At 74.8% G+C, this 26,408-nt stretch carries 16 protein-coding genes and 1 pseudogene; 10 read left to right on the top strand and 7 right to left on the bottom strand.

Translation table 11 applies throughout. The features are described from left to right. Positions 1 to 80: 80 nt before the first annotated feature. The 6 genes and pseudogenes from FB454_RS35510 to FB454_RS24495 all read left to right on the top strand — a co-directional run. Positions 81 to 296, top strand: a pseudogene (locus FB454_RS35510) (hypothetical protein); the annotation flags it as partial. 2,907 nt (positions 297 to 3,203) lie between these two features. Further along, positions 3,204 to 4,034 carry a hypothetical protein gene (locus FB454_RS24515; protein WP_486485453.1) on the top strand — a complete coding sequence of 277 codons (831 nt, stop codon included), beginning with the start codon at positions 3,204 to 3,206 and terminating at the stop codon, positions 4,032 to 4,034. A gap of 197 nt (positions 4,035 to 4,231) precedes the next feature. Next, entirely contained in the window at positions 4,232 to 6,796 is a 2,565-nt protein-coding gene (locus FB454_RS24510; RefSeq protein WP_186461659.1) for a fibronectin type III domain-containing protein, read from the top strand. Between the two features lie 24 nt (positions 6,797 to 6,820). Then, positions 6,821 to 7,816, top strand: coding sequence for an AAA family ATPase (locus FB454_RS24505; RefSeq protein WP_013287288.1), 996 nt, complete (start codon positions 6,821 to 6,823; stop codon positions 7,814 to 7,816). A 2-nt stretch (positions 7,817 to 7,818) separates the two neighbouring features. Continuing rightward, positions 7,819 to 8,973: a DUF58 domain-containing protein gene (locus FB454_RS24500; protein ID WP_121686565.1), complete on the top strand. Its 1,155-nt coding sequence runs from the start codon at positions 7,819 to 7,821 to the stop codon at positions 8,971 to 8,973. Then, positions 8,967 to 11,291, top strand: coding sequence for a transglutaminase TgpA family protein (locus FB454_RS24495; protein ID WP_145823539.1), 2,325 nt, complete (start codon positions 8,967 to 8,969; stop codon positions 11,289 to 11,291). The genes FB454_RS24500 and FB454_RS24495 overlap by 7 nt, the downstream gene beginning before the upstream one ends. 85 nt (positions 11,292 to 11,376) lie before the next feature. On the opposite strand, the gene FB454_RS24490 is transcribed toward FB454_RS24495, so the two are convergent. After that, entirely contained in the window at positions 11,377 to 12,177 is an 801-nt protein-coding gene (locus FB454_RS24490; RefSeq protein ID WP_145823538.1) for an SDR family oxidoreductase, read from the bottom strand. 1 nt (position 12,178) lies between these two features. Then, entirely contained in the window at positions 12,179 to 13,153 is a 975-nt protein-coding gene (locus tag FB454_RS24485) for an LLM class F420-dependent oxidoreductase (protein WP_145823615.1), read from the bottom strand. Positions 13,154 to 13,297: 144 nt separating this feature from the next. On the opposite strand from FB454_RS24485, the gene FB454_RS24480 reads away from it, so the two are divergent. Together FB454_RS24480 and FB454_RS24475 are read left to right on the top strand one after the other, a co-directional pair. Beyond that, on the top strand, positions 13,298 to 14,509 hold the full coding sequence (locus FB454_RS24480) for a low temperature requirement protein A (protein ID WP_145823537.1): 1,212 nt from the start codon (positions 13,298 to 13,300) through the stop codon (positions 14,507 to 14,509). A gap of 46 nt (positions 14,510 to 14,555) precedes the next feature. Further along, on the top strand, positions 14,556 to 15,395 hold the full coding sequence (locus FB454_RS24475; RefSeq protein WP_071098520.1) for a DUF1028 domain-containing protein: 840 nt from the start codon (positions 14,556 to 14,558) through the stop codon (positions 15,393 to 15,395). Positions 15,396 to 15,399: 4 nt separating this feature from the next. Here the strand turns inward: FB454_RS24475 and FB454_RS24470 are convergent, their stop codons facing one another. Together FB454_RS24470 and FB454_RS24465 are read right to left on the bottom strand one after the other, a co-directional pair. Next, on the bottom strand, positions 15,400 to 16,071 hold the full coding sequence (locus FB454_RS24470) for a maleylpyruvate isomerase N-terminal domain-containing protein (protein ID WP_071098518.1): 672 nt from the start codon (positions 16,069 to 16,071) through the stop codon (positions 15,400 to 15,402). 6 nt (positions 16,072 to 16,077) lie between these two features. Continuing rightward, positions 16,078 to 16,959 carry a phosphatase PAP2 family protein gene (locus tag FB454_RS24465; protein ID WP_145823536.1) on the bottom strand — a complete coding sequence of 294 codons (882 nt, stop codon included), beginning with the start codon at positions 16,957 to 16,959 and terminating at the stop codon, positions 16,078 to 16,080. 93 nt (positions 16,960 to 17,052) lie between these two features. Between FB454_RS24465 and FB454_RS24460 the strand changes: the two genes are divergently transcribed. Then, the gene (locus FB454_RS24460) at positions 17,053 to 17,742 is read left to right on the top strand and encodes a DUF3159 domain-containing protein (RefSeq protein WP_071098514.1); all 690 of its coding nucleotides are present in this window, start codon (positions 17,053 to 17,055) and stop codon (positions 17,740 to 17,742) included. A gap of 288 nt (positions 17,743 to 18,030) precedes the next feature. Here the strand turns inward: FB454_RS24460 and FB454_RS24455 are convergent, their stop codons facing one another. Then, positions 18,031 to 20,928: a glycoside hydrolase family 48 protein gene (locus tag FB454_RS24455; protein WP_030272767.1), complete on the bottom strand. Its 2,898-nt coding sequence runs from the start codon at positions 20,926 to 20,928 to the stop codon at positions 18,031 to 18,033. Between the two features lie 852 nt (positions 20,929 to 21,780). Here FB454_RS24455 and FB454_RS24450 point away from each other — a divergent pair. Further along, positions 21,781 to 23,274, top strand: coding sequence for a GH1 family beta-glucosidase (locus tag FB454_RS24450; protein WP_071098512.1), 1,494 nt, complete (start codon positions 21,781 to 21,783; stop codon positions 23,272 to 23,274). Between the two features lie 46 nt (positions 23,275 to 23,320). Here FB454_RS24450 and FB454_RS24445 read toward each other — a convergent pair whose 3' ends face one another. Next, a complete protein-coding gene (locus FB454_RS24445; RefSeq protein ID WP_013287300.1) occupies positions 23,321 to 23,743 on the bottom strand; it encodes a roadblock/LC7 domain-containing protein in 423 nt (140 codons plus the stop codon). Continuing rightward, complete coding sequence (locus FB454_RS24440) at positions 23,740 to 26,397, bottom strand: sensor histidine kinase (protein WP_013475985.1); 2,658 nt, start codon at positions 26,395 to 26,397, stop codon at positions 23,740 to 23,742. The genes FB454_RS24445 and FB454_RS24440 overlap by 4 nt, the downstream gene beginning before the upstream one ends. Positions 26,398 to 26,408 lie beyond the last annotated feature (11 nt).

The raw sequence follows: 26,408 nt of genomic DNA, 5'->3' as shown, positions 1-26,408 counted from the left end.
TACTGTACACGGCCCGGAACGATCATGCACATCAGCTCCAGCGCGGCACGTTTGCGCAGGTCAGCGGCCACAACGATCGTGTGGGTAGCGCGCAACAGGCGATTCCGGGCAGCATTGCTCACGTGTCCCACCCCTCCCCGTTGATCGCCACTCAACACCAGGCCCTCGCGCTACGCGCCGCGGGTGACCTGACAAGCGCCCGCCGCCTGCTCGCCGACGCGATCATCGCGGCCCGCCCGGCGTACGGCGAGGACCACCAGGACGTCCTGGCCACCGGTCACCTGCTGGCCCGGCTGCACCGCGAGGCCGACGACCCGGCCGCCGCCCGGCGCGTACTCGAGGAGGCCTACGCGGCCGGAGAGCGCCGCCGCGGCGAGGCCGACCCGCTGATGCTCGCGCTCAGCTTCGACCTCGCCGGGGTCTCCGAGGAGCTGGGCAACCGGCACGAGGCCCGCCGCAACTACAGCCGCGTGGCGACCGCCGGGTCCGCCGTGCTCGGTCCGGACCACCCCGCGGTACGCGCAGCCCGCCAGTACCTCGGCGGCTCCGCCGCCGCTGCCGCACCGCATCCCGCTCCGCCCCCGCCCGGATACCCGAATGCGGGCCGTCCCGGGCACCCCCATCCGTCAGTGCCCGGACATGCCGATCCGGCGTTGCCCGGGAGCCCCGGCCCGGTCCGGCCCGGCCAACCCGGTCCCGCCTCCTCCGGGTACCCCGGGCACGGAGTGTCCGAACCCACCGTCTCGCTGCGGCCTGTCCCACCGCAGCACCCACACGCTCCGGCACCGCCCCGGCCCGTCGCCCCGGGTGCGCCCGCAGCGAATCCGCCGGTACCCGGCTCACAGTGGGCTCCCCACCCGGGCCCGGCACCGCATGCGCCCCACGCCGGGCAGCCACCTCAGTCCGCGCCGATCATCCCTCCGCCCCCGGTGGCGCCTGCCCCGCCGCACCACCCTCCCGCCGCCGGGCCGAGCGGACCCGCGAGTCCGTGGGCGCCGCCCTCGCCGGCTGCCTCGGAGGCGACGACCCGGTTCGCGCCCATCACGGAGGAGGCCACCTCCCGGTTCCCGGTAGTTCCCGTCGAACCCACCGCACCAGCGACGCCGCCGACTGCCGGGACAGCCCCGCAGATTCCCGGTGTCCGCCCGCTGGCCCCGGCTCAAGGCGTCATCCCGGTTCCGCCGGCTCAGGGCGTGACCGCGGTTCCACCGGCCCAAGGTGCGACCCCGCTTCCGCCGGGAACCTACGGTCGACCGGCCGTCGCTCCCGGCGTGACGCCGGTACCGCCCCGCGTCCCCGTTGCCGCACCCCTGGACCCGGCGACCTCCGGCATGTCCGTGCCCCCGCCGCCCCCCGGAGCCCCGGCGGCAACCCCGGGAACACCGCGAACGCCGGGAACGCCGGGAACGCCGACGACGGCACCCACGGCCGGCGCGCCGGTACCCGCGAGGCCGGCGGTGCCTCCGATGCCGGGCCCGGCGTCCTCGGCCGCCGCAGCGCGTGTCGCGCCCGTCTCGGCGCCGTCCGCCCCCGCACGTCCGGTCCCGCCACCACCGAGCGTGGCCGGCGCGCCTCCAGTCCCGCCACCACCGGCGCCGAGCGTGGCCGGCACGCCTCCGATTCCGCCTCCGCCGGTGCCGGGCACCGCTGGGAGACCGCTACCGTCCCCGCAGACACCCGGCACTGCCGGCGCCCCGCCGCAGACGTCCGGCACTGTCGGCGTCTCGCCGCAGACGCCGGGTAAGGCGGTTACGCCGCCCTCACAGATGCCCGGGACAGTCGGCGCGTCTCCGCTACCGCCCCCGCCGGTCATCCCGCCCCCGCCCGCAACGCCGGTCGTCGAGACGCCGCCCTCCACCGGAGGCACTCCGCCTGCGTCACGGACGCCATCGGGAGTCCTGCCACCGCCACCTTCGACCGTCCTCCCGCCGGCGCCGCGCGTGCCGTCGACGGAGCGCGGTGTCCTGCCACCACTGCCGGCCGTTCCGGTCGCCCCGCCGGTCCCCGCGCCGGGGTCGACCCCGTCCGCCCCGCCACCGGGCACCACTGCGGGCTCGACGGCGCCTCCGGTGCCGGTTTTCCAGCCGGTGGCGGAATCCGCTGCGGCTACTGCCACCCCAGCGGCACCCCCCGTGGCGCCCCGACCGGCACCGGCCCAACGGGCGACACCGACGACCGAGGCCGTCCCCGCTCCCCCACGCGCCGATACGAGCCGAGCCGCCGATATGGATCGGACTGCCGATACGGACCCGGCCGATACCGAGACGAGCAGAGCCAGCGCCACTACTGTGCCGCCCGTCCCCGGTGGACCGGGCTGGGACAAGCCGACGATCCAGGTGCAGCAGATCGGCCCGCTGCTGGAAGAGGAGGCGGAACGCAACGCCGCAAAGGCAGCACGCGACGCTTCGGCGAACCCCGCAGCGACCGCTTCCGCCGACGAACCCCCTGTCAGCGCACCACCGGCCAGCAAATCCCCTGCTAACACGCCCTCGGCCGGCTCAACCGGGATGATCGCGCCCGCAGCGAGCGCGCCACCGCTGAGCACGTCCCCGGTCAGCGGACCGCCGGTGAGCCCGTCGGATACGAGTGAAGGCGGCTCGGATGGTGCACCGGTCACCGACGCCGCCGCGAGCGTGAAGCATCCGGGCGCCCCCTCCGCAGGCGCGTCGGGCACCCTCGGCACGCCCGACGCCGGTGCGCCTCCGGCAGGCCGAGCACCGCTGCCCGCCGCACCCCACATCAGCCCACCGCCCACCAGCGCCGTGCCCGTCAGTGCCGCACCCGTCAACCCAGCACCCATCAGCGCACCGCCGGTCAGCACACCGCCCGCCGGATCACCCCCGACGTCGCCGGTCAGCGCGCCGCCCACGCACCCGGTCAGTGGCCCTCCCGGACAGCCGGTCAGCGGACCGGCCGACTACCCGGTCAGCGGAGTTCCGGTAAGCGGTTACCCGCCACCGGTCAGCGGCCCGCCCGCCGCGCCGGTCAGCGCCGCACCGGCAGTGGGTTACCCGCCACCGGCCGGCGGACCCGCGCCCGCCTATCCGCCGCCGATCAGCGCACCACCCGCACCCGGCTACCCGATGCCGGCAGGCGGACCACCCGCCCCACCCGTCAGCGGGCCTCCGGGCCCTCCGATCAGCGGACCACCCGGACCCGGCTACCCACCGCCGGTCAGCGCGCCGCCCGCCGGACACCCACCGGTGAGCGCTCCCCCCGGCACCTATCCACCGCCGGTCAGCGGACCACCCGCGGCACCGGTCAGCGCGGCACCCGTCAGCGGTTCCTCCGTACCGCCGTGGGGCATGGTCGCGCCGCCGTGGAGCAGCGCCGCCCCGTCCCAGCCGGTCGACCGGCCCACCGACCCGGAGCCGGAGGATGACGAGCCGGCGCCCGCCGACGCGGCAGGCGAACCGGAGCAGGACGCGCCGGAGCCGAACCGGCCGATGACGATCTACGAGGACCTGCTGGACTTCCCCGAGTCCACCCGACCGGAGCCGCCGGCCCAGCCGGATCAGGGCGCGTGGCCGGCGACCCCGCCGATGTTCCACCAGCCGCCGGCTGCGTACCCCGAGACGGAGGAACCGGAGCACGGCCGCAACCGGACGGTGCTGGCCCTGGTGGTCGGGGGTGCGGTGCTCGCGGTGGTCGCTGCGGTCGGTGTCGGCGTGGTGTTGCTGAACCGGGAGGCGGCGCCGCCTCCGGCTCCCGTGCCCGCGTCCGGCGCCGCGTCGCCGAAGGTGGCCGGGCCGCCGCCGGGGGACCTGAAGCTGCGCGACGACACCACCACCGTGACGGTGACCTGGACCGACCCGACGAACGGCGGGGTGCCGTTCGTGGTGGCGGGTGGCCGGGCCGGGCAGAAGCTCGGGGTGATGGCGACTGTGGACGCCGGGCAGACCCGGTACACGGTGAACGGGCTGAGCGCGAAGCTGGACTACTGCTTCACGGTGCTGGCTGTCTATTCGACCGACTCGTACGCCACCTCGGGTCAGGTCTGCACGGACCGGGAGGGCGGCGGCACGCCGAACTGAGACGACACGCTCGGTGTCCACAGGAGGACGGTGCGGGTTTCACCGGCTCCGCACGGCACCTATGATGGCTCCCGGCTCTGGGGAGGGTCCGCCGTGCTCGGCGGTTCTCCCGCACCGACACGGGGAGGCAGCCGGCAGTGACCACCATCGAGGACGTCACGGGCACCGGGCCGGAGCCGGCCCGTCCACGGTCGCGGATGCGGGGCGGGCTGGTCACCATCGGCACGGTGGCCGCGCTGCTGGCCGCGATGGGCCTGACGGTGCTCGGGCTGGGCGCGGCCGACAACGCGGTGGCGAGCTTCGACGCGTCGTCCTGGTTGTGGAGCACCACCCGCAGCGAGCTGGCCCGGGTCAACGGCGTCACCGCGCGGGTCGACACCCGGATGGAGGTGCCGGGTGGGCGGCGGCACCAGATGCAGGTGGCGCAGACCGACCGGCTGCTGATCCTGCGCGACCTCAACACCGGGCAGGTCAGCTCGCTGGACCTGGCGACGTTGCAGATCACCGCCACGACGCCGACCGCGCCGGGGTTCGGGGTGAGCGTGGCGCTGCACGAGGACGCGGCGTTCGTGGTGGACGCGGTGCAGGGCATCGTCCGGCAGCTCGACCCGCGGGCGCTGACGCCGGTGGGCGAGCCGGTGCGCTACCCGCCGGGCATCACCGGCGGCACGTTCGACGGCGCCGGCAAACTGTGGGTCGCGGTGCCGAGCGAGGGCACCGTCTCGGCGGTGACCGCCGCCGAGCTGCCGGAGACGCCGGGTGACGCGCCGCCCGCGGGGCTCAGCCCGAAGCGGGTCGAGACGTACGACGTGGCTGAGCCGGCGCACGAGCTGGTGGTGTCCACGCTGGACGAGGGTGTCGCGGTGCTGGACCGCACCTCGGCGTCGCTGGTCACAGTGGTCGGCGGGCAGACGCAGCGGGCGGAGCTGAGCATGAGCGCGCCGGGGAATCTGCCGACGCGTACCAGCGGGCCGCAGGTGCCGGTCACGGTCCCCGGTGACAGGTCGGTGCACGTGGTGCGGGACAGCCGCGAGGTGAAGCGGTTCACGGTGCCCGGCACCGGCGCCCGGCTGAGCCCGGCGGTGGCGTGGGCGGGCCGGTTCTACTGCGCCGACGAGAACACCGGCACGGTGTACGCGTTCGACGCCGAGGGTCAGCTCGTGCAGACCGTGAAGGGCTCCGGCCGCCCGGGCCCGGTCGAGCTGGAGGTGCGCGAGAACCACCTGTTCATCAACCCGCCGGACTCGTCCACCGCGCAGGTGGTCGACGACCGTAACCAGGTCCGTGAGGTCGACAAGTACGCCAACGACGTGCTCGGCGGCGACCCGCCGCCGGTGGCTCCGCCGCCGCCCCCGCCGAAGAAGCCGAAGGTCGGTAAGCCGGGTGCGCCGAAGTCGGTCACGGCGGCCGCGGGTGACGCGTCGGCGCGGGTGAGCTGGCAGGCCGCCGCGTCCAACGGCGCGGAGATCACCCGGTACGTGGTGGAGGGCGCCGGTCAGACGCACCAGGTCGGCGCGAACCAGCGTGCGCTGGAGATCACCGGTCTGACCAACGGTGAGACGTACACGTTCTCGGTGCACGCGGTGAACGCCAAGGGTGAGGGGCCGGCGCGGCGCAGCAACCCGGTGGTGCCGACCGCCGAAGTGCCGGACCCGCCGGCGTCGGTGACCGCCGAGGCGCGGCCGGACGGCACAGTGCGGGTGAGCTGGCCCGAGGCCGACGGTCAGGGCAACACGATCGCGACGTACGCGGTGACGGCGACCTCGGCCGGCGCGAGCGCACCGGCCGGCGAGTCGGCGAAGACGGAGCTGGTGGTGCCGGCCGGGCAACTGGAGTACGGCACCCAGTACGCGTTCACGGTGACCGCGGTGAGCGACAAGGGCGCCGGGTCGAAGGCGTCGCCGGTGAGCAACACGGTGGTGCCGTTCACCACGCCGAAGGCGCCGACCGAGCTGCGCGCGTCCACTGTCGCCGACCAGCCGGGCACGATCGCGGTGCAGTGGTCCCCGGCGGTGGACAACGGCCGCCCGGTGACGAAGTACGTGGTGGAGGCCGCCGGGAAGTCCGTCGAGGTGACCGACGTGCAGGCCACCGTGAATGGGCTGGGCAACGGCCAGAACGTGACGGTGAAGGTCAAGGCGGTGAACGAGGCCGGGCCGGGACCGGAGGCGAGCACCACCGCACGGACCGTGGCCGAGCCCCGGATCACGGTGACCGGCTCGTCGGCGGACGCCACGTCGGTGACCGTCACGTTCACTGTGGACGCGGGCGGCGGGCGCGCCACCTGCACGGCGGCGACCGGCGGGAAGACGGCGAGCGGCAGTTGTTCCAGCCTGCGGGTGACCGGGCTGACGCCGGGTACCGCGTACACGGTGACGCTGACCGCGTCCAACGCCGCCGGCCAGGGCACTGCGTCCCGCGCGCAGACCACCGACCCGGTGTACGGCGTCGCCACCTGCAAGAACGGTCCGGACGGCGACCAGCGGACGTACTGCGACAAGGACGTGCCGGGCCGCAACGGCAACGAGATCTTCGAGGTGCCGAGGCAGGACAACGACCGGCAGGCCGGCTGGGTGCCGGACGGCCACCGGCTGCGCACGTACTGCAAGGTGAAGGGCGAGGACGTGGACGCCTGGATCTACAACAACAACAAGCAGAGCACCTGGTGGGTCCAGGTGGAGTACAAGGGCAAGACGTACATCCCGTGGGCCTGGCTCAACCTGGAGGGCGGCGACGACCTCGGCGTCCTGCCCAGCTGCTGACCGCACCGTCCGAGAGGCACACCCGTGAACACGCACGAACCGCTGAGCCAGCCGGAGGTGCAGGGCTTCGCCGCCCTGGCCGCCCGGCTGGCCGACAACGTCAACGCGGTCGTGCTCGGTAAGCCGCAGGTGGTGCGGCTGGCGCTGACCGCGCTGTTCGCGCAGGGGCACGTGCTGCTGGAGGACGTACCGGGCGTCGGCAAGACCACGTTGGCGCGGGCCGTCGCGGCCACGGTGAAGGGGCAGTGGCGGCGGATCCAGTTCACGCCGGACCTGCTCCCCTCCGACGTGTCGGGGGTGACCATCTTCAACCAGGCCAGCCGGGGCTTCGAGTTCCACCCGGGGCCGGTGTTCGCCAACATCGTCATCGCCGACGAGATCAACCGGGCGTCCCCGAAGACGCAGTCGGCGCTGCTGGAGGTGATGGAGGAGCGGACCGTCACCGTGGACGGCGTACGGCACCCGGTGCCGCAGCCGTTCCTGGTGGTGGCCACGCAGAACCCGGTGGAGATGGACGGCACCTACCGGCTGCCCGAGGCCCAGCTCGACCGGTTCCTGGTGAAGCTGTCGGTCGGCTATCCGGACGAGGCGGTCGAGGTGGAGGTGCTGCGCGGCGCCACGGTCCGCTCCCCCGACTCGCTGACCGCCGTCACCGACACCGCGACTGTGGGCGAGATGGTGAAGATGGCCCGGCGGGTGCACATCGCCGAGCCGCTCTACGCGTACGCGGTGCGGCTGGCCGCGGCGACGCGTACCCATCCGCAGGTGCGGGTCGGGGTGAGCCCGCGCGGGGTGATCGCGCTGACCCGGGCGGCGTGCGCGTACGCGCTGATCGACGGCCGGGGCTGGATCATGCCGGAGGACCTGAAGGCGCTCGTCGAGCCGGTGTTCGCGCACCGGCTGCTGCTCACCCCCGATGCGCAGGTGCGTGGTGTGACGCCCGCCGAGGTGCTGCGCCAGGCGGTCGCGTCGGTGCCGGTGCCGCTGCCGTCGGGCCAGGCCACAGCGGTGCACGGCTGAGCGTGGGGATCACCGCCCGTGGCATCGGGCTGCTCGTCGCCGCCCTGGTGCTGCTCGGCGTGGGGTTCCGGTACGCGTACCCGGAGCTGACGGTGCTCGGCGCGGCGGCCGGCGTGGCGGTCGGCTACGCCGTGGTGAACGCGGCCTGGCGGCCCCGGCTGAGCGTCGAGCGGCGGGCCGACCCGGACCGGGTGGCCCGGGGTGAGCCGGCGGCGATGGAGCTGACGGTGCGCAACACCGGCCGGTTGCGGGCGGCGAACCTGGTGGCCGAGGACCGCTGCGCCGGCGCGCTCGTGCCGGTGCCGCTGCTGCGGTTGCGCCCGGGCCGGGACACGGTGGCGCGGTACGAGGTGCCGACACATCGGCGTGGGGTGGTGCCGGTGGGGCCGCTGCGGGTGGTGCGCCGGGATCCGCTGGGGCTGGTGGCGCTGGCGCGCGGCTACGGCGGCACGGTGCCGGTGTGGGTGCACCCGCGCATCCACCCGCTCTCCGCGGTGCCCACCGGCGCCGGGCGCAGCCTGGACGGGCGTACCGACAGCGTGCCGCACGGGTCGATCACGTTCGACTCGCTGCGGGAGTACGTGGTGGGTGACGAGTTGCGCCGCGTGCACTGGCGCACCAGCGCCCGGGTGGGTGAGCTGATGGTGCGGGAGAACGTGGACACCAGCCTGCCGCGACTGGTGGTGGTGCTGGACAACCGCGCCTCGGCGCACCCGGACCGGGTCGGTGGTGTCGCGGAGTCGTTCGAGTCGGCGTGCGAGGCGGCGGCGTCGGTGGTGGCCGCCGCGGTGCGGGAGGACCTGCCGGTGCACCTGCTGCTCGTCGTACCGGCCGAGGTGGAGCCCGCGGGCGCGGCCGGGCCGCTGGATCGGCTCGCAGCGGTGGAGCTGGCGGATGCCGGGCCGGATGTGCTGCCCGCCGCGACGGGCAGGCTGCGCCGGGACCGGCTCGGCGACACGCTCGTCTTCCTGACCGGGCCGGGTGGCCGCGACGACCTGGGGCACGTGGGCGCGCTGCGTGGCGCGTACCCGTCGGTGGTGGTCGGGATGTTCGGCGCGGACGGGCCGACGCCGGCGGGCGCGGCGGGCCTCACGGTGCTGGACGCGGCCGACGGCGCGGCGTTCGCCGCCGAGTGGGACGGGGTCCGCCGGTGGTGACGCCGCCGCGGGTCGAACCGTCGGCGGACGGGCGCGTGGCCCGGGCGCTGCGGGCCGTGCCGGTCCCGGCCGCGCTGATCGTGCTGGTCGCGCTCTCCGGCGTGGTGCTGGGCCGGGTGTACGCGGACCCGCTGCTGACCCGGCTCATGGCCGGCGCGGCGGTCGGCTCGGTGCTGGTCAGCGTGGCCGCCCGGCGGCTGCCGTCCTGGCTGGTCGCGCCGCTGTCGGTGGCCGCGCTGGCCGGGTGGACGCTGCTGTCGCTGCGGCTGGCCGCCGCGCACGCCGCGCTGCCCGGCGGGCTCGGCGAGGTGACCGCCGACGCCGCCCGCAACGCGATCCCCCGGCTGCTCACCGCGATGATCCCGGTCGAGCCGGCGCCGGACACGGTGCTGGTCCCGGTGGTCGCGGCGTGGCTGGCCGGGCTGACCGCCGCCGAGGTGGCGCTGCGGGCCGGGCGGGTGCTGCTGGGCTACCTGCCGCCGGCGCTGCTCTACGCGGGCGCGCTCTACGTGGTGGGGCCGAACGCCGATCCGGCGATCGGCCCGACGGTGCTGTTCGCGGCCGTCGCGGCGGCCGGCCTGGCGACGCCCGGGCGCCGCGACGGCCCGGCGCCCGATCCGGTCGCCGGCCTCAGTCCTGCGGTACGCGCGGCGGTACGGCTGCGGCTGGTGGCGGCGAGCGCGGCCGGGCTCGCAGTGGTGGTGGCGCTGGCGGCGCTGCTCGCCCCGGTGGTGGCCGCCCAGGTCGACGAGCGGCCGGTCGACCCGCGCCGCTACGTGGAGCCGCCCCGGGTGGAGTCGCTGGACGAGAACCCGCTGATCCGGATCTCCGGGTGGGCGCTCAACCCGGACCAGCGGCTGCTCGACGTGCGTACGAGCGGGGGCGCGGCCGGGGACGGGTCGCCGCGGATCCGGCTGGCGGTGCTCAGCGACTACGACGGGGTGACCTGGCGGGTCGGCGCCACGTACCGCAACGCGGGGCGGATCCTGCCCGCCGCCGAGCCGGCCCCGAACGCGGCCACCGACGAGGTGCGCCAGGAGATCACGGTCGGCGACCTGACCGGGCGGCTGCTGCCGGCGGTGCCCACGCCGCGCGAGGTGACCGGCGCGCGGGTGGCGTACGACCCGGCGACCGGGACGCTGATCCGGCCGGAAGGGCTCGCGCCCGGCCTGCGGTACGAGGTGTCGTCGGTGCGGGAGCGCCCGGACGCGAACCTGCTGCCCACGGCGAACGTGCCCGCCGGTGACGAGGTGGCCCGGGTGCTGCGGGTGGCCGACGGCGCGCCGGAGCCGGTGCGACGGCTCGCCACCCAGCTCGCCGAGTCGAACGGCGCCCCGTACGCGCGTGCCGACGCGATCGCCACGTTCCTGGCCGAGCACTACCGGGTGACAGCCGACGCGCCCAGCGGGCACGCGTACCCGAACCTGGCGTTCTTCCTGTTCGGACCGCGTAACGGCGGCGGGCAGCGGGGCACGTCGGAGCAGTTCGCCGCCGCGTTCGCGGTGCTCGGCCGCCTCGCCGGCCTGCCGACCCGGGTGGTGGTCGGGTTCGAGCCCAAGGGCGACGGTCCGGTGCGGGCCGCCGACGCGTACGCCTGGCCGGAGGTGCTGTTCGACGGCGTCGGCTGGGTGCCGTTCGACCCGATGCCGCGTCCGGACTCCGAGCCCCGCCCGGTGGAGGAGGACTTCCGGCCGCAGCCGGAGGATCCGCCGCCGTCGGAGGTGCCGGCGCCCACCGAGGAGCCGAGCGCCACTCCCCCGGCCGCCGCACCCGCGCCCGGCCGGAGCGGGGGTGGGCTCGGCACGCCGGTGCTGGTCGGCGGCGGTGCCGGTGGCCTGCTGCTGGTGGTCGGGGCGGTGCTGGCGGTGCTCGTGGCGATGCGCCGTCGGCTGACCCGCTCCCGGTTGGACGCCGGTGACCCCGGCGAGCGGGTCGCCGGTGCGTGGCGGGAGCTGACCGACGCGCTGCGGCTGGCCGGGCACCCGGTCGGGCCGGACCTGGCGGCGGCCGAGGTCGCCGAGCGGGCCCGCCGGACGCTCGCCGAGGCCCGCGCGGCGCGGCCCGGAGAGAGCGCGGCCGGACCCACGGACCGGACCGGGGACGGCGCGGCGGCCGGCGGCCCCGACGAGGCGGCGGTCGACGATCTGGCCGCCCTGCTCAACCAGGCGGGCTTCGCGCCGGGCAGTGTCACGCCGGAACAGGCGGAGCAGGCCGCGCGGCTGAGCCAGAGCTTCGGCGACGCGCTGCGCTCGGCCCGCCCCCGGTGGGGCCGGTTGTTGTGGACGGTCCACCCGGGGCCGCTGCGGTGGCGCCGCTGACCGGACCGGCCGGGCGACGGCGAGGCGCGGCCCTCTGCCGCGGTGCTGCCGGCCATGCCCGAGGCAACCGCCGCGACGGCCGGGCTCAGCGATCGGCGGCGCGCAGCTTCCGGACGAGCTTGCGCAGCCCGGCCTGCCAGCCGTCCGGGTCCTCGGCGCGGCGGCGGGCGTAGTCGGCGACCTCGGGGTGCGGCAGGATCAGGAACCGCTCCTCGGCCAGCCCGGCGACGACAGCGTTGGCGACCTGGTCCGGGGTGAGGATCGTCCCGGACGCGGCGATCACCCGGGCGCCCAGGTGTCCCTCGGCGAGGCCGTCGGCGAGCATCGGGGTGTCCACGCCCTGCGGGCACAGCGCGCTGACCCGGATGCCGGCGTCCCGGTAGGTGATCGCCAGCCACTCGGCGAGACCCACGGCGGCGTGCTTGGTGGCGGTGTACGGGGCGTCGCCGACGGCGGTCAGCAGTCCGGCCGCCGAGCAGGTGAGCAGCAGGTGTCCCTGGCCCCGGCTGAGCATCCCGGGCAGCACGGCGCGGGCGCTGTGCAGGTGCCCGAGCACGTTCACCTTCCAGGCCCGGTCCCAGTCGGCGTCGGGCGCGTCGATGCCACCGCCGGTGGCCACGCCGGCGTTGGCGCAGAACAGGTCGATCCGGCCGTGGCGGCGCTCGGTCTCGTCGACCAGCGCGTGCACCGCCGCCTCGTCGGTGACGTCCAGCCCGACGCCGCTCGCGACCGGGCCGATCGCGTCGGCCGCCGCGCGGGCCGCGTCGGCGGCCAGGTCGGCCAGGACGACGGCGGCGGCGCCCTCGGCGGCGAACCGGCGGCCCAGCGTCGCGCCGATCCCGCCGGCCCCTCCGGTGATCACCACCACCCGGTCGGTCAGGTTCATCTCAGGCCGCCTTTCCGGGGGCGAGCCGGGGCAGCAGGTCCATCCAGGCCGCCGCGCCGCCCTCGGTGATCTCCGGCGTGGGCAGCACCGCGATGACCGGCACGTCGACGCCGTTGTCGGCGTACCGGCGGACGGATGCCACGCACTGCTCGGGCGAGCCGTGCAGCACCAGCGCGTCGACCACCTCGTCCGGTACGGCGGCGGAGGCGCCCCGCCGGTCCCCGGCGGCCCACGCCTCCCACATCGGGCCGAGCGAGTCCTCGCGGCCCAGCCACCTGTGGAAGGCGGCGTACGCGGGCACGGTCAGGTACCCGGTGATCATGCGGCGGCCCAGTGCGCGGGCGTAGGCGACGTCCTCGGTGGGGCAGACGAAGATGCGGGCGGCGACGTCGAAGCCGGGCCGGCGCTGCCCCACCTCGGCGAGCGCGGTCGGCACGTCGTCGGCGGCCAGCCAGTTGAGGATCACCCCGTCGGCCTCGGCGGCGGCCAGGCGCAGCATGCCGGGGCGCAGCGCGGCCAGCACGACCGGCGGCGGCACGCTGGGCGGGCGCTCCAGCGTGAACCGCCGGACGGCGAACGTGTCGAACGCACCGTCGACGGTCTCGCCGCGCAACGCGGCCCGCAGGAACCGCAGCACGTCCCGGGTGCGCTTGAACGGCTCGTCGAACGCGATCGCGTTCCAGTCGCGTACCAGCACCGGCGAGGAGGAGCCGACGCCGAGCGCGAAGCGGCCCGGCGCGGCCTCGGCCAGCGCGGCGGCGCTCATCGCGAGCAGTCCGGGCCCTCTGGTGAACACCGGCGTGATCGCAGTGCCGAGGCGCAGCCGTGGCGACCACGCGGCGGCCAGGGCCAGCGGGGTGAACGCGTCGGCGCCGGCCACCTCCGACGACCAGACGTCGGTGAACCCGGCGTCGTCCAGGGCCGCGTAGACAGCGGCGTGGTCGGCGAGCGGAATTCCGCCCAACGGCACGGTCATTCCCCATCGGTTCGTCACCCGTCGATGGTGCCCGTCCGGCAGCGCCCGGAGCAAGATCCAGGCAGATATGGGTGATCCGCTCCGAGTTGCCGGGAAAGAGTGTTACGACTGCCGCATGAGTCGGACCGGGGACGGGGCCCGGCGGTGAGGACCGCCGAGCCGGCCGCACTGCGCAGCTCCGGCGGCGGACCCGACCGGGCCACGTTCCTGGAGCTCTTCTTCGACCTGGTGTACGTGTTCGCGCTGACCCGGATCTCGGCGCGCGCCTTCGAGGACCTGGTGCTGGAGGGCGGGCAGACCGGCTGGTCGGCGGTGACCGGCGGCGGCAAGACGCTGCTGTTGCTGCTCGCGCTCTGGGCCGTGTGGCAGGGCACGGCGTGGACGACCAGCCGCTACGACCCGCACCACCTGTGGTTGCAGGTCATCGTGATCACCGCGTTGATCTCGGCGATGGTGATGGGGGTGGCGATCCCGCGCGCGTTCAGCCACAGCGGCCTGATCTTCGCCGCCGCGTACGTGGTGGCACAGGTGAGCCGGCCGGCGATCCTCGTGCTCGTGCTGCGCAAGCAGCAGTACCGCCGGCTCAAGCTGCGCATGCTGATCACGTTCTGCGCCACGGGTGTGCTCTGGCTGGGCGGCGCGCTGCTGCCGGGCAGCGCCCGGGTGGTGCTGTGGACCACGGCGCTGCTGCTGGAGTACCTCGCCGCCCGGTTCGGCTGGCCGCTGCCGGGCCTGGGCCGCTCGACGGTGTCCCGGTGGGACATCCACGGCGAGCACCTGGCCGAGCGCTACCAGCAGATCTTCCTGGTCGCGCTCGGCGAGACGATCCTGCTCGCCGGCCTGTCGTTCACCCGCTCCTCCACCAGCCCGGGCATGGTCGTCGCGTTCGCCGTCGCGCTGGCGACCTCGGTGCTGCTGTGGCGGATCTACGTGCAGCGGGCCGGGCAGATCCTCGGGGAGGCGGTGACCCGGGCCGCGCACCCGGCCACCATCGGGCGGTCCGCCGCCGACACCCACCTGGTCATGGTGATCGGGGTGGTCGCCACCGCGATCGGCTACGAACTGGTCATCGAGCACCCGGCCGGGCACAACGAGCTGCCGTGGATGGCCGTGGTCCTCGGCGGGCCGGCCGTGTTCCTGGCCGGCCGGGCCCGCTTCGAGTACGAGGTGTTCGGCCGTGTCTCCCCGTCGAGGCTGGTGGGGATCGCCGCGCTGCTGCTGCCCGTACCGCTGCTGGTGCGCCTCGCGCCGCTGGTCGCGGCGATCCTCGCCGCGGTGGTCCTGACGGCGGTGGCGGTGGCCGACGCGCGCCGCGCCTGGGGCCGCCCGCCGGAGGAGGCGGCGACGCCGTTCTGAGCGGCGACGCCGGTGCGGCACACCGCGACCGGGCTACGATCCGCGCGTGACCTTCTCGCTCGTCGCCCGCTCCGCCGACGGGCACCTGTACGGGGTGGCGGTGGCCAGCCGGTTCCTCGCCGCCGGGGCGCTGGTGCCTGCGGCCGAGGCACTGGTGGGCGCGGTCGCCACCCAGGCGCACGCCAACCTCGCCTACCGGGCGCAGGCGCTCGCGCTGCTGCGTACCGGCGTCACCGCCGGCGACGCGGTGGCCGGGCTGGTCGCCGCCGATCCCGGCCGCGACGACAGGCAGCTCGCCGTGGTGGGGGCGACCGGTGACGGGGCGACCTGGACCGGGCCGCGCTGCCACCCGTGGGCCGGCGGGCAGGCCGGCGACGGCTGGGCCGCGCAGGGCAACATCCTGACCGGCCCGCAGGTGATCGACGCGCTGCGCGACGCCTGGCTGGCCCGCGACGACCTGCCGTTCCCGCAGCGCCTGCTGGCCGCGCTCACCGCCGGTGACGCGGCCGGCGGCGACCGGCGCGGCCGGCAGAGCGCCGCGATGCTCGTGGTGCAGCGCCACGGCGGCTACGCCGGCACCGGCGACGAGCTGGTGGACCTGCGCGTGGACGACCACGTCGACCCGGTCGCCGAGCTGCGCCGCCTGCTCGGCATCCACCACATGCTGTTCGGCCGCCCCGACCCGGCCACGCTGCGTGACCTCACCGGCCCTCTCGCGGCCGAGGTGACCGAGCTGCTCGCCGCCACCGGTCACCCGGTCGGCCCGGCCGGCCTGGACGACGCGCTGGCGGCCTGGACCGGCCTGGAGAACCTGGAGGAACGCTTCGTGCCCGCCCGGATCGACCCGATCGTGCTGGAGCACCTGCGGCGGTGCGCCGGGCGCTGAGCCGTCAGCCGCCGAAGGCCAGCCGGCCGATGCCGGCCCGCGTCAGCTCGGCGCGCTCGTCGCCGGTCAGCGGCAGCCGCCCGGTGGCCTTGCGGAGCACGGTGAGCGCGTCCCACCGCAGGCCCGGCGGCACCGGCACGCCGCCGGTGAGCACGCCCACCACCACGTCCGCCGCGGCCGGGGTCAGCCACGGCGGCCCGTCCAGCGCGTCGGCCAGGTCCAGGCCGTGCACCGCGACCTCCACCACGCGGGTACGCAGGAACTCCGGCAGCGCCATCGCGTCACCGTGGCGGGTGCGTACCACCCGGCCGGGCGGCGCTGCGGCGACCGCCTCGCCGGTGGCGCGCCAGGCTCGGGCGAACTCGTCGGCCACCTCGGCCGCGCCCGGGTGCTCCCGCGCGGCCCGGCGGGCCGAGTCGATGCGGTCCCGGTCGACCGGCGGGCTGAACTTGGCCGCGCCGAAGTAGGCGGCGGCGTCGACCTCGGGCCGGGGCGGCGCGGGTTCGGCGAGCATCCCGGCCAGGCGTCCGGCTCCGGTGCTCACGTGCGCGACCAGGTCACGCACCCGCCAGGGCGGGCACGGGGTGGGCCGGTCCAGCGCCGCGTCGTCCAGGTCGCGCAGCACCCGTTCCAGGCGTTCGCACTCGGCCCGGAACGCCTCCCGTACGGTCCGCACCGGCGGTCAGCCCTTCCAGCGGGGCACCAGCCGGTGCACCACGACCAGCACCAGCGCGGCCACCACGGCGATCGCGCCGACGATGCCGGCCGCGCTGCCCGCGTACCCGATGAACAGCGGACGGCGGCCGAGCGCCTCGACGGGGATGGTGGAACGGTCCACCAGCCAGGACAGCGCCACCGCGGAGGCCAGCAGGGCCACCACGCCGATGCCGCCGAGCACGGCGCCGGCCACCCGGTGCGCGTCGCCCGGCTCGACCACCGCCTGCTCCCGCTGGAAGAACAGCAGCACCAGTCCGGCGGCGGCGGCCCAGGCGCCCACCACCAGGTACGCGGCGACCGCGTCGCTGGGCCGGTGCCAGCCGGCGGAGAGCGTGGCGACGCCGGCGGCGGCGGCGTACCCGGCGCCGAGGAACGCCCCGGCGACCCGCAGCTTGCGCGGCAGCACCAGGATCAGCGCGATCGCCACCGAGGCGGCCACGGCGGTGTGACCGCTGGGCAGGCTGTTGCCGGCGGCGGCCCGTTCCGGGTCGATGCCGAAGTCGGGACGGACCAGGTAGTACTTGAGCAGCTGCGTGGTCACGTTCGCGCCTGCGATGAGCAGCGTCGCGGTGACGGCGAGCGCCTTGCGCCCCCGGATCAGCGCGATGAAGCCGATCACGGCGGTCGCGGCCAGCAGCGACACCACCGACATGGCGTTGAGGATCGTGTCCACCGGACCGTCGATGCGGTCCTGGCCGATCCGGTTGCCGGTGAGCGCCACCGTGTCCAGCCACTGGCCCAGTTCGGTGTGTACGGCGAAGCGCCACACCAGCCCGAACGCGGCTGTCTGGATCAGGGCCAGTACGACCAACCAGACTGCCGTCCAACCCCTCGCCGTCTCCCGCACCCGGACAACTTAACGGTAGGTCCGCTCCGGCGCGCGGCGGAGCGCCATCGGCGGCGGCGTACGGTGAGGCGGGCGATTTCGAGGAGGTGGCGCGTGACCGGCACGCCACAGCGGCAACCGGAGGACGGGCCGCGGCCGGAGTCACTGGCCGACCTGCTCGGCGGCCGGCGCGGGGCGGTGGACGCGACGCTTCCGCCACTGGCGTTCGGGCTCGGCTGGGTGCTCGGCGGGCTGGGCGGCGGCGTGCTCGCGGCGGTGCTGACCGGCACGGCGGTGGCCGGCTGGCGGTGGCGGCGCGGCGACCGTCCCCGCTCGGTGCTGGTCGGGCTGCTCGCGGTCTGCGTGGCAGCGCTCATCGCGTTGCGCACCGGCAGGGCCGCCGACTTCTTCCTGCTCCAGATCGCCGCCAACACGGCGAGCGCGCTGGCCTGGGCGGTGAGCATCGTGGTGCGGTGGCCGCTGCTGGGTGTGGTGGTCGGCACGGCGCTGGGCCAGCGGACCCGGTGGCGGCGCGACCCGGCGCTGCTGCGGGCGTACGGCCGGGCCAGCTGGGTGTGGGCCGCCACCTACGTGCTGCGGGTCGCGGTGTTCGTCCCGCTGTGGCTGTACGGGCAGGTGGTCGCGCTCACCGTGGCGCGGGCGGCGCTGACCTGGCCGCTGATCGCGGCGGCGCTGGCGGGGAGCTGGGTGGTGATCCGGCGCTCGCTGCCGGCCGGTCATCCGGGGCTGCGGCACCCGATGGACCCGGCGGGCACCGACGGTGTGGCGGCGCGCACAGAATAATGGAGAGGCCGCCACGGGGGGAGCGGCCTCTCCGTCAATTACGTTACTCCGTCCAGGGCCCGGATGTGATCCCGTGGACCGCTGAATTTTCCGTGCCTTTTCGCGCCATGGGTCGTCGCCGGGCGGAGTGGTGGGCCGGCCGGTCCGCTGCGTCGGCCGGACGGCCGGCCCACCCGGCCTGACCGTGGGCGTCAGGCCGTTCGCCGACCCGGCCGCTCCGTTCCCCCATCGGCCGGGTCGGCCTCCTCCGCAGGCGGGCTCTCACCCGCCTGCGGAGGAGGGGTCACCTCACCCCTGCGGGAAGTAGGTGCCGTAGTCGGCGTACGCCATGGCGATGTCCGCCTGCGCCCAGAACCGGTGGTAGTTGAAGACCGGCTCGGGACCGCCGTCCAGGTACGCCTGCACCTTCGGCCAGTCCGGGTCGTTCTTGTAGAACGAGCGGATGTCCAGGAAGCTCTTGCCCGGGGCGATCGCGTCGCCGTTGGGCATCTTCCCGGTCCAGCCGTTGGGGACGTAGAGACCCTGGCCGTCGGCGGCGTTGTAGACGTCGTCGAAGCGCTTGTAGTCGCCGCGCTTCTCCGGCGTCGAGACGCCCTTGCTGTCGGCGGACGCCGAGAGCGCGTCCAGCAGGCCCTTGGCGGTGTTCTTCGCCGCGGTGTTGCCGGACTTGGCCGCGTACGCGATGAGCGTGCGGGCGTAGGCGCCGGCGACGCCGACGTCCTGACCCTTGACCGTCACCTCGACGTGCAGGTTGGTGTTCGGCTGCGGGCTGCTCGGGTTCCAGTTGGCCGGCTGGCCGGTCCACTTCATGTCCGACGGGATCGACCAGTTGGTGCCGACCGTGGTGTTGGCGATGGCCCACGGCACCCACTTGTCCAGCAGCGCCTTGGCCTTCGCGTTGCCGGTCTCCAGGTAGAGCTCGGCGATGCGCTGCATCGACCAGGCCTGCATGCCGAACCACTGGTTCGACGGCGGGTCGTTGTAGACCGGGTCGACGTCGTAGTACATGCCGTAGAAGGTGGCGGTGCCGGCCGGCGGCTGGGCGTAGCTGCCGTCCCAGCTGTTGGTGGCGCCACCGGCGATGCCGCCCTCGGCGGACTGGAGCCAGGTGTAGAACTCCAGCTGCCGGTCGAGGCTCTTCTGCCAGTCGGAGACCGCGGTCGGCGACTTCGGCTTCAGCTCCGCGACGTTGGTCATGGCCCAGGCCGCGAACGGGTTCTGGTAGCCGAAGTGGCTGTGGCTGGAGCCGATCCGCCACGACCAGTTCTGCGAGGCGTCGTACGCGCCGCCCCAGGCGTAGTACCAGGAGAGCAGGTAGTGCGCCGAGTCACGGCCGCTGCCGGCCGGGCAGGTGGACGCCCCGACGCAGTTGCCGATCTTCTTGAAGTACTTGTCGAACAGCGCGTAGCGCAGGTAGTCGCCCATCTTGGCGGCCTTCGCCACGGTGGCCGCCACGTCGGCCTGCTTGCCCTGCGCCTTGGCCCAGGTCAGCGCCCAGTAGGCGGCCTGGACGGCACGCGCGTCGGCGTCCGGCGCGTTGGTGTACTTCCACTGCTTGGCCGGGGCGCTGGACTCCTTGACGAACAGGTCCAGGTAGCCGTTCGGGCCGCCGTGCTTGAACGTGTCGCAGGACGGCTGCGGCACGGTCTCCCACACCGACTCCTGGGTGCCCCGCTGGAAGGTGTTGATGTACGCGGGCCGGGTGGTGCCGTCGCCGCAGCGGCCGTAGCCGTAGGTGTTGTCCACGTCGAGCAGCCAGTGCATGCCGTAGATGTCACCGGTGCCGTAGGTGGACTGCAGCTCCGAGCGCAGCGGGTCCTGGCCGACCGGGACGCTGGCCTCCAGCGCCGACGGGTACTGGCTGGGCAGGTTGTGCTCGGCGGCGTACTGCGGAGTGCCGGGCGAGCCGGCGGTGGCCTGGTCGGCGTGCGACGGGATGATGTACTTCTCCATCACCGTCCAGGCGTTGTTGAACGGGGCCCAGTTCTGGGTGACCCGGCCGTACTGCGCCTCCAGCCAGAGCCAGAAGCTGAACGCCTCCGAGGTGGTCTCGTGGCCGTGGTCGGGCGCCTCGACGATCAGCGTCTCGATCGAGTGGTACGGCACGCCCTCGGGGCTGAAGTAGCCCGAGTTCTTGATCTTGCCGTACTGGTCGAGGAACTTCTTGATGTAGGCGTTGTCGCCGCCGGGGGTGTCGTTGTCCGCCTCGGTGGCGACGACGGAGATCGGGGCGTAGCCGGTGGCCGACGCGGTGATGGTGGCGGTGCCGCCGACCGTGTCGGAGTCCTCCGCGGCCGAGACCGTGGCGGTGACGCCGGTGCTCCAGTTGCTCGACGTGAGCGTCAGCGTGGACGGCGAGACGGTGATGTCGCTGTCACCGGTGACGGCGAGGGTCACCGGCACGCTGGCGGTGGGCGCCGCGCTGAGCGTGTACCGGACCGTGGCGCTGCCGCCCTCGGCGACGGTGACCGCCGACGGGCTGGCGACCAGCTTCGGCCCGCTCGCCGCGGTGACCGTGAACGACTTCTCCGAGACGGCCGTGCCGCCCGCGTTGTCGTACGCCTTGGCCTGCACGGTGTAGCTGCCGGCCGGCAGGTCGAGCAGGTCGTAGCCGTACGGCGCGGTGGTGTCGGTGTTGACCAGCAGGCCGTTGCGGTAGAACTCGACCTTGCTGATGGTGCCGTCGGCGTCGCTCGCGGTCGCGGTCAGCGGCACGTCCGCCGGCGCCTCGAACGGGCCGGACGGCACGCTCAGGGAGACCGTCGGCGGCTGGTTGGTCTGCGCGCCGTTGCAGGCGACCCCGTTGAGGGTGAACGCGGTGGGCTTCGGGTTGCTGCCGCTGTAGCTGCCGTTGAAGCCGATGCTGGTGGACGCGCCGGTGGGCAGGCTGCCGTTCCACGACTCGTTCGTCGCGGTGACCTCGCTGCCGGACTGGCTCCACCGGGCCGACCAGCCCTGGGTCACGCGCTGGCTGCTGTTCGGGAAGGCGAACTTCAGCGACCAGTTGTTCAGCGCGTCACCCAGGTTCTTGATGGTGACGTTGGCGGTGAACCCGTTGTTCCAGTCGCTCGTCGCATAGGTCACGTCGCAGGCGGGCGCGGCCTGTGCGGCACCCGCGGGCAGGGCCACCCCGCCTATGACGAGGGCGGTGGCGGCGACCATCGCCGTACGGCGACGTCTGGCCAGAAGTCTCATGTGGGCGGTGTCTCCTCGGACCGGGCCGGGACCGTGGGCCCCGGCAGGGCGCCTCCACGCGCCGACGGGGCGTACGCGGGGGGACGGAGGCGTCCGGAAAGGTGGTCGTCCCGGCCGTGCCGGGGATCGGGGCGCCGCACCGGTTCGTCACCGGGTGCCCTCGGCGGCCCGCGCTCGCGTTCACTGGCTCCGCGTGGCGTGACGAGAGTGTGACATGGAAGCGCTCCCACCACAACGGCCAGCGCAGATACGCGCTTCCATGTTTCGATCTCGTTTAGGGGCTTTTCCAAACCCGTGACGGGCGTTACAGTCGCAGCATCGCCGATGGGAGCGCTTCCATCGACGGTGATACAAGTACTGGATCGCCGGGTGCACCCGTGCCCGGCGCGGCCCAGAGGCCGACGGCGGACCAGCCCGGACGCCGCCGCCGGCCGTCACCCGCCAGACGGAGGGAGGTGGAACCAGAGCCACTCGCGTGGCCCGGCTCCCGCGCGACGCGCACGACGGACGCCAATTCCACTTCGTGCGTGTGTGCACCATCGTTGGGGACGGGGGTTGCCCTCCCCCGTCCCCACACTAAACCCCCGTTGTCGACGGCAAAAGAGGCCGACGGGACAGGCGTGACACGCCACCCGGACGGCCTTTCTCGCTATCCGCCCCACCCCTCGCCGCTCACGCCGCCGCGAGCGACGTTCCCGAGCGACGCCCCCGCCCACCCACTTTCCGGCCGCCCGCCGGCCGCGCCGCACCTCGCCGCGACCGCCGGATCGGGGCCGGCCGCTCCCTGGCTATGATGGGAGCGCTCCCGGCCCAGGGCGGCCCGTCACTCCGAGGAGAAACCTCATGTCGTTACTCACCCGACGGCGCCTGCTCCGCCGCGCCGCCCTGTCCGCGACCGCGGCCGGCGCGGCCCGGACCGGGCTCGCCGGCACCACCGCGGCGGGGGTCGCCGCAACCACAGTCGCGCTCGGCGGCTGCGACAGCCCGCCCGAGCGCACCACCGACCCGGAGCCGGACCGCGGGCTGCGTTTCCCGGACGGCTTCGCCTGGGGTGCGGCGACCTCGGCGTACCAGATCGAGGGGGCCGCGAAGGAGGACGGGCGGGGTGAGTCCGTCTGGGACACCTTCAGCCGCACGCCGGGCCGGATCCGCAACGGCGACACCGGCGACGTCGCGGCCGACCACTACCACCGGTACGCGCAGGATCTGGACCTGATGCGCGACCTCGGGCTGCGCAGCTACCGCTTCTCCATCTCCTGGCCCCGCATCCAGGCCGACGGCTCCGGCCGCCCCAACCAGCGCGGCCTCGACTTCTACCGCCGCCTGGTGGACGGGCTGCACGAGCGCGACATCGCGCCGATGGCCACGCTGTTCCACTGGGACCTCCCCCAGGCCCTCCAGGACGCCGGCGGCTGGGAGAACCGGGACACCGCCGAGCGCTTCGCCGAGTACGCCGACGTGGTGTTCCGCGCCCTCGGCGACCGGGTGCCGGTCTGGCTGACCGTCAACGAGCCGAAGACCGTGGTGCAGAACGGCTACATCTGGGGCCACCATGCGCCGGGCATCCGCGACGAGGACGCCGCGTACCTGGTCGCCCACCACCTGCAGCTCGCCCACGGCCTCGCCGTGCAGGCGCTGCGCGCCACCGGCCTCACCGGCCGGATCGGCCCGGCGCTCAACCTGCACCCCTGCTACCCGGCCGACGACTCCGCCGAGTCGGCCGCCGCGACCCGGCTCCACGACGGCTACGAGAACCGCCTCTACCTCGACTCGATCTTCAAGGGCGCGTACCCGCAGGACGTGGTGGACGACCTCGGCCCGGACAGCCGGATGGTCCGCGGCGTCCGCGACGGCGACCTGAAGATCATCTCCAGTCCGGTCGACCTGCTCGCCGTGCAGTACTACACGCCGATCTACGTCACCGGCGACGGCGGCACGGTCCGCAAGTGGCCCACCTCCGAGGCGGAGTGGCAGCAGATCTACCCGGAGGGCATGTACGACATCCTGACCCGGGTCACCCGCGACTACGGCCGGGTGCCGATCACCATCACCGAGAACGGCCTGCCCTGCCCCGACGTGCCCGGCCCGGACGGCAACGTCGACGACGCCGGGCGGGTCGCCTTCCTGCGCGACCACTTCGCCGCCGCGCACCGGGCCGTCGGCGACGGGGTGCCGCTGGAGAGCTACCACGTCTGGTCGCTGCTGGACAACTTCGAGTGGGCCGAGGGGTACGAGCAGCGCTGGGGCCTGGTCTACGTGGACTACGCGAGCCAGCGGCGGGTGCTCAAGCGCAGCGCCCACTGGTACCGCGACGTGATCCGCCGCAACGGTCTGTAGGCCACGGCTGCCCGGCCGGCGCGACGCCGGCCGGGCACCGGTCACCTCAGCGCGGCAGCGCCTGCTGGAGTTCGGCGCGCAGCGCCGGGGTGAGCATCTCGCCCGCCTGCTTGGCCAGCCGCGCCATCTCGTAGCCGACCACGCCGATGTCGGCGTCCGCCCCGGCCAGCGTGGCCAGGATCGAGCCGTCCCGGATCTGCATCACCAGGAAGTAGCCGCGCCCCATCTCGACCACCGTCTGCTTGACGACGTCACCGTCGAACATCTGGGCCGCCCCGGCGGTGATGCTCATCAGGCCGGAGGTCACCGCGGCGAGCTTGTCCGCGTGGTCGCGCGGCAGGTGCGCCGAGATCGCCACCAGGAGGCCGTCGGAGGACACCACCACCGCGTGCGCCACCCCCGGAACCCGCTCGGCGAACGCGTTCACCAGCCAGCTCAGGTCGCGTGCCTCCTGGCTCAACGTCGTCACTGTCGTCGTCCTCCTTCATCGCGCGGCAGGTACATCTCGGTGGTCTCCTCGGCCTCGGCCCGCCGTACCCCGCTGTAGAGGCGCGACAGCATGCCGCCGACCGCCTCCGGGTCCGGCTCGTGCCGCACCGCCGGACGGTCGGCCGGGGCGGCCGAGGCGAGCTGGGCCATCGGAACGCGTACCGGCAGGCCCCGCTCGTTCGTCCCTCCGGTCACCGGCGTCGCCGCCGGTGCCGGCGTCACACCCGGCGCCGGCGCGGCCGGGCCCTGCCGGCTGAACCACCCGCCGCCGGCCGCGCCGGCGTCCGGCGTGAGCACGTCCTCGGCCCGCCCCGGGCGGGGACGCGGCACGGTCACCGGCGCGGCGGCCGGTACCGGCGCGGCGGCCCCGGCATCCGTCCCGTCACCCAGCGGCCGCCCGGTCAGCGGGGACATCGGCAGCGCCGCGGGCCGGCCCGGCGCCGGACGCCAGCCGGCCACCGGCAGCTCGGCGGTCGCCGCGGCGAGCGCACCGGACGCGGCGACCGGGCCGGTGAGCGCCGGCTGCGACGTCCCGCGCGCGAGCCGGGCCGGCGTCGCCTGGACCACCTCCGGCGCGGGCGCCTCGGCCAGCAGCTCGACCGGGATCCGCACCCGGGCCACCAGGCCCTCCCGGCCCGCGCTCAACCGCACCCGTACGCCGTGCCGGGCGCTGAGGTGGCTCACCACGAACAGACCCATCCGTTCCGAGGCCGACACGTCGGCGGCCGGCGGCTCGGCGAGCACCGCGTTCGCCTCGGCCAGCGCCGACGGGCTCATGCCCAGCCCTTCGTCGACGATCTGCACGAGCGCGCCCCGGCCGTCGGGCTCGACGACCACCCGCACCGCGGTGTCCGGGCGGGAGAAGGCGGTGGCGTTCTCCAGCAGCTCCGCGAACAGGTGCACCAGGTCGCCCACCGCGTGCCCGACGACGTGCAGGTCGGTCCGGTTCTCGTGGCGCACCCGCTGGTACTGCTCGATCTCCGCGCTCGCGGCCAGCAGCACCGCGCCCAGGCCCACCGGGCGGTTCCACCGCCGGGTCGACTCCGTGCCCGCGAGCACCAGCAGGCTCTCGTCGTTGCGGCGCATACGGGCGGCGAGGTGGTCGAGCTTGAACAGGTTCTCCAGCTGTTCCGGGTCGCTCTCCTCGCGTTCGAGTTCGTCGAGCAGTTCCAGTTGCCGCTCGACGAGCACCTGGCTGCGCCGGGCCAGGTTGACGAACATGGCGTTGACGTTGCGCCGCATCATCGCCTGCTCGACCGCCACGTCGACGGCGCTGCGGTGCACCGCCACGAACGCCTCCGCCAGCTCGCCGATCTCGTCCTGCGAGTCGATCACCGAGGGCGGTACGTCGATCGCGCCGATCGGGCGGTCCACAGTGCGCAGCCGTTGCAGTGTCAGCGGCAGGTCCACCTGCGCGATCCGCAGCGCCTGGCCGCGCAGCTGCCGCATGGCGCGGGCCACCGACCGGCCGACCAGCAGCGAGATCAGCACCGCGACCAGGAGCACAGTGGCGATCCCGCCGGCCACCAGCAGCGTGTCGCGCAGCTGGCGGGCGCTGGCGTCGTCGGCCTGGCGTACCGCGTCGGCCACGATCTCGCTCTCCAGCTGGCGGAACAGCTCCTGCCGCTGCTCGCTGGCCGCCCACCACTGGGTCGCGTCGAGCAGGACCGGCTTCGCGTCACCGCCGGGCAGCGTCCGCTCCTCCAACCGGGTCGCGGCGACGAAGGCCGGGTCGACCGAGGTGCGGTCGTAGCGGCGGATCTGGTCGGCGGTCGCCGCGACCCGGAACGCGCCGAGCGCGGTGAGCTGCTGGGCCCGCAGGTCGCTGAGCGTCACCTGGTCGTCGGCCTCGTACCGGCCGGACCGGGCGGCGGCGTAGAGCTCGGCGCGGATGCGGGAGGACAGCTCCTTCACCCGGGACAGCTGCACGTACCGCAGCACCGCCTCGGTCAGCTCCTGCCGGCCGCTGCCGGGCGACGGCTCGGCCAGCAGGCTCAGCAGCGCCGCGATCGACCGGTGGTAGTTGCTCAGCACGGTGTCGCTGGAGAGCACCGCCGGCGCCACCGCCGCCCGGATGTTCACCACCTGGTCGTACGCCTCGAGCGCCTCGGAGTAGGAGACCCGCCAGGCGGCGTCCGCGTCGGCCAGCGGCGCGGCGGCGGCGCGCAGCTCGGCCATCGCCCGGTCGGTGGCCTCCTGGAGCGGCTTGAGCGCGGCGACCGCGGCGTCCCGGTCCGCGCCGGTGCCGGCGCGGCGCAGCGCGGCCAGTTCGCCCGCGGTGCGGTCCCGTTCGTGCTGGAGCCGGTCGACGGCGGTGGAGATCTGCCGGCCGATGCCGACCTGCTCGGCGAAGGCGCTCAGCGTGGTGGTCTGCCCGACCAGCCCCCGGGTCTGGATGCCGGCCAGGACGAGGAACGCCAGAGAGGGGATCACCAGCACCGTGGCGAGCTTGGTTCCCATCCGCCAGTCCCGCAGCCGGAACCCGGAGCGCCGCCGGTGCGGCGCAGGGGCCGCACCGCGAGCCGGGTCGGGAGCTGCGCCCACGGTTGCCTCCTCGTCCCGCCCCACCACGTCGGGGAGCGGAGTCCATCCAATCAGGCCGTCGGTCGGTGTCAACGGCCGCCCGGACGGCATGACCAGGACGG

Source organism: Micromonospora sp. CNZ297 (assembly GCF_007827625.1).
Note: the sequence above shows the minus strand (reverse complement) of the source record. Positions and strands in the feature narration are given on the sequence as shown.

Bases quoted from the DNA above. Each gene is read 5' to 3' on its own strand.
- FB454_RS24510 (WP_186461659.1), top strand. From the start codon at position 4,232: ATGCGGGGCGGGCTGGTCACCATCGGCACGGTGGCCGCGCTGCTGGCC.
- FB454_RS24450 (WP_071098512.1), top strand. From the start codon at position 21,781: ATGTCGTTACTCACCCGACGGCGCCTGCTCCGCCGCGCCGCCCTGTCC.
- FB454_RS24490 (WP_145823538.1), bottom strand. From the start codon at position 12,177: ATGAACCTGACCGACCGGGTGGTGGTGATCACCGGAGGGGCCGGCGGG.
- FB454_RS24440 (WP_013475985.1), bottom strand. From the start codon at position 26,397: ATGCCGTCCGGGCGGCCGTTGACACCGACCGACGGCCTGATTGGATGG.
- FB454_RS24485 (WP_145823615.1), bottom strand. From the start codon at position 13,153: ATGACCGTGCCGTTGGGCGGAATTCCGCTCGCCGACCACGCCGCTGTC.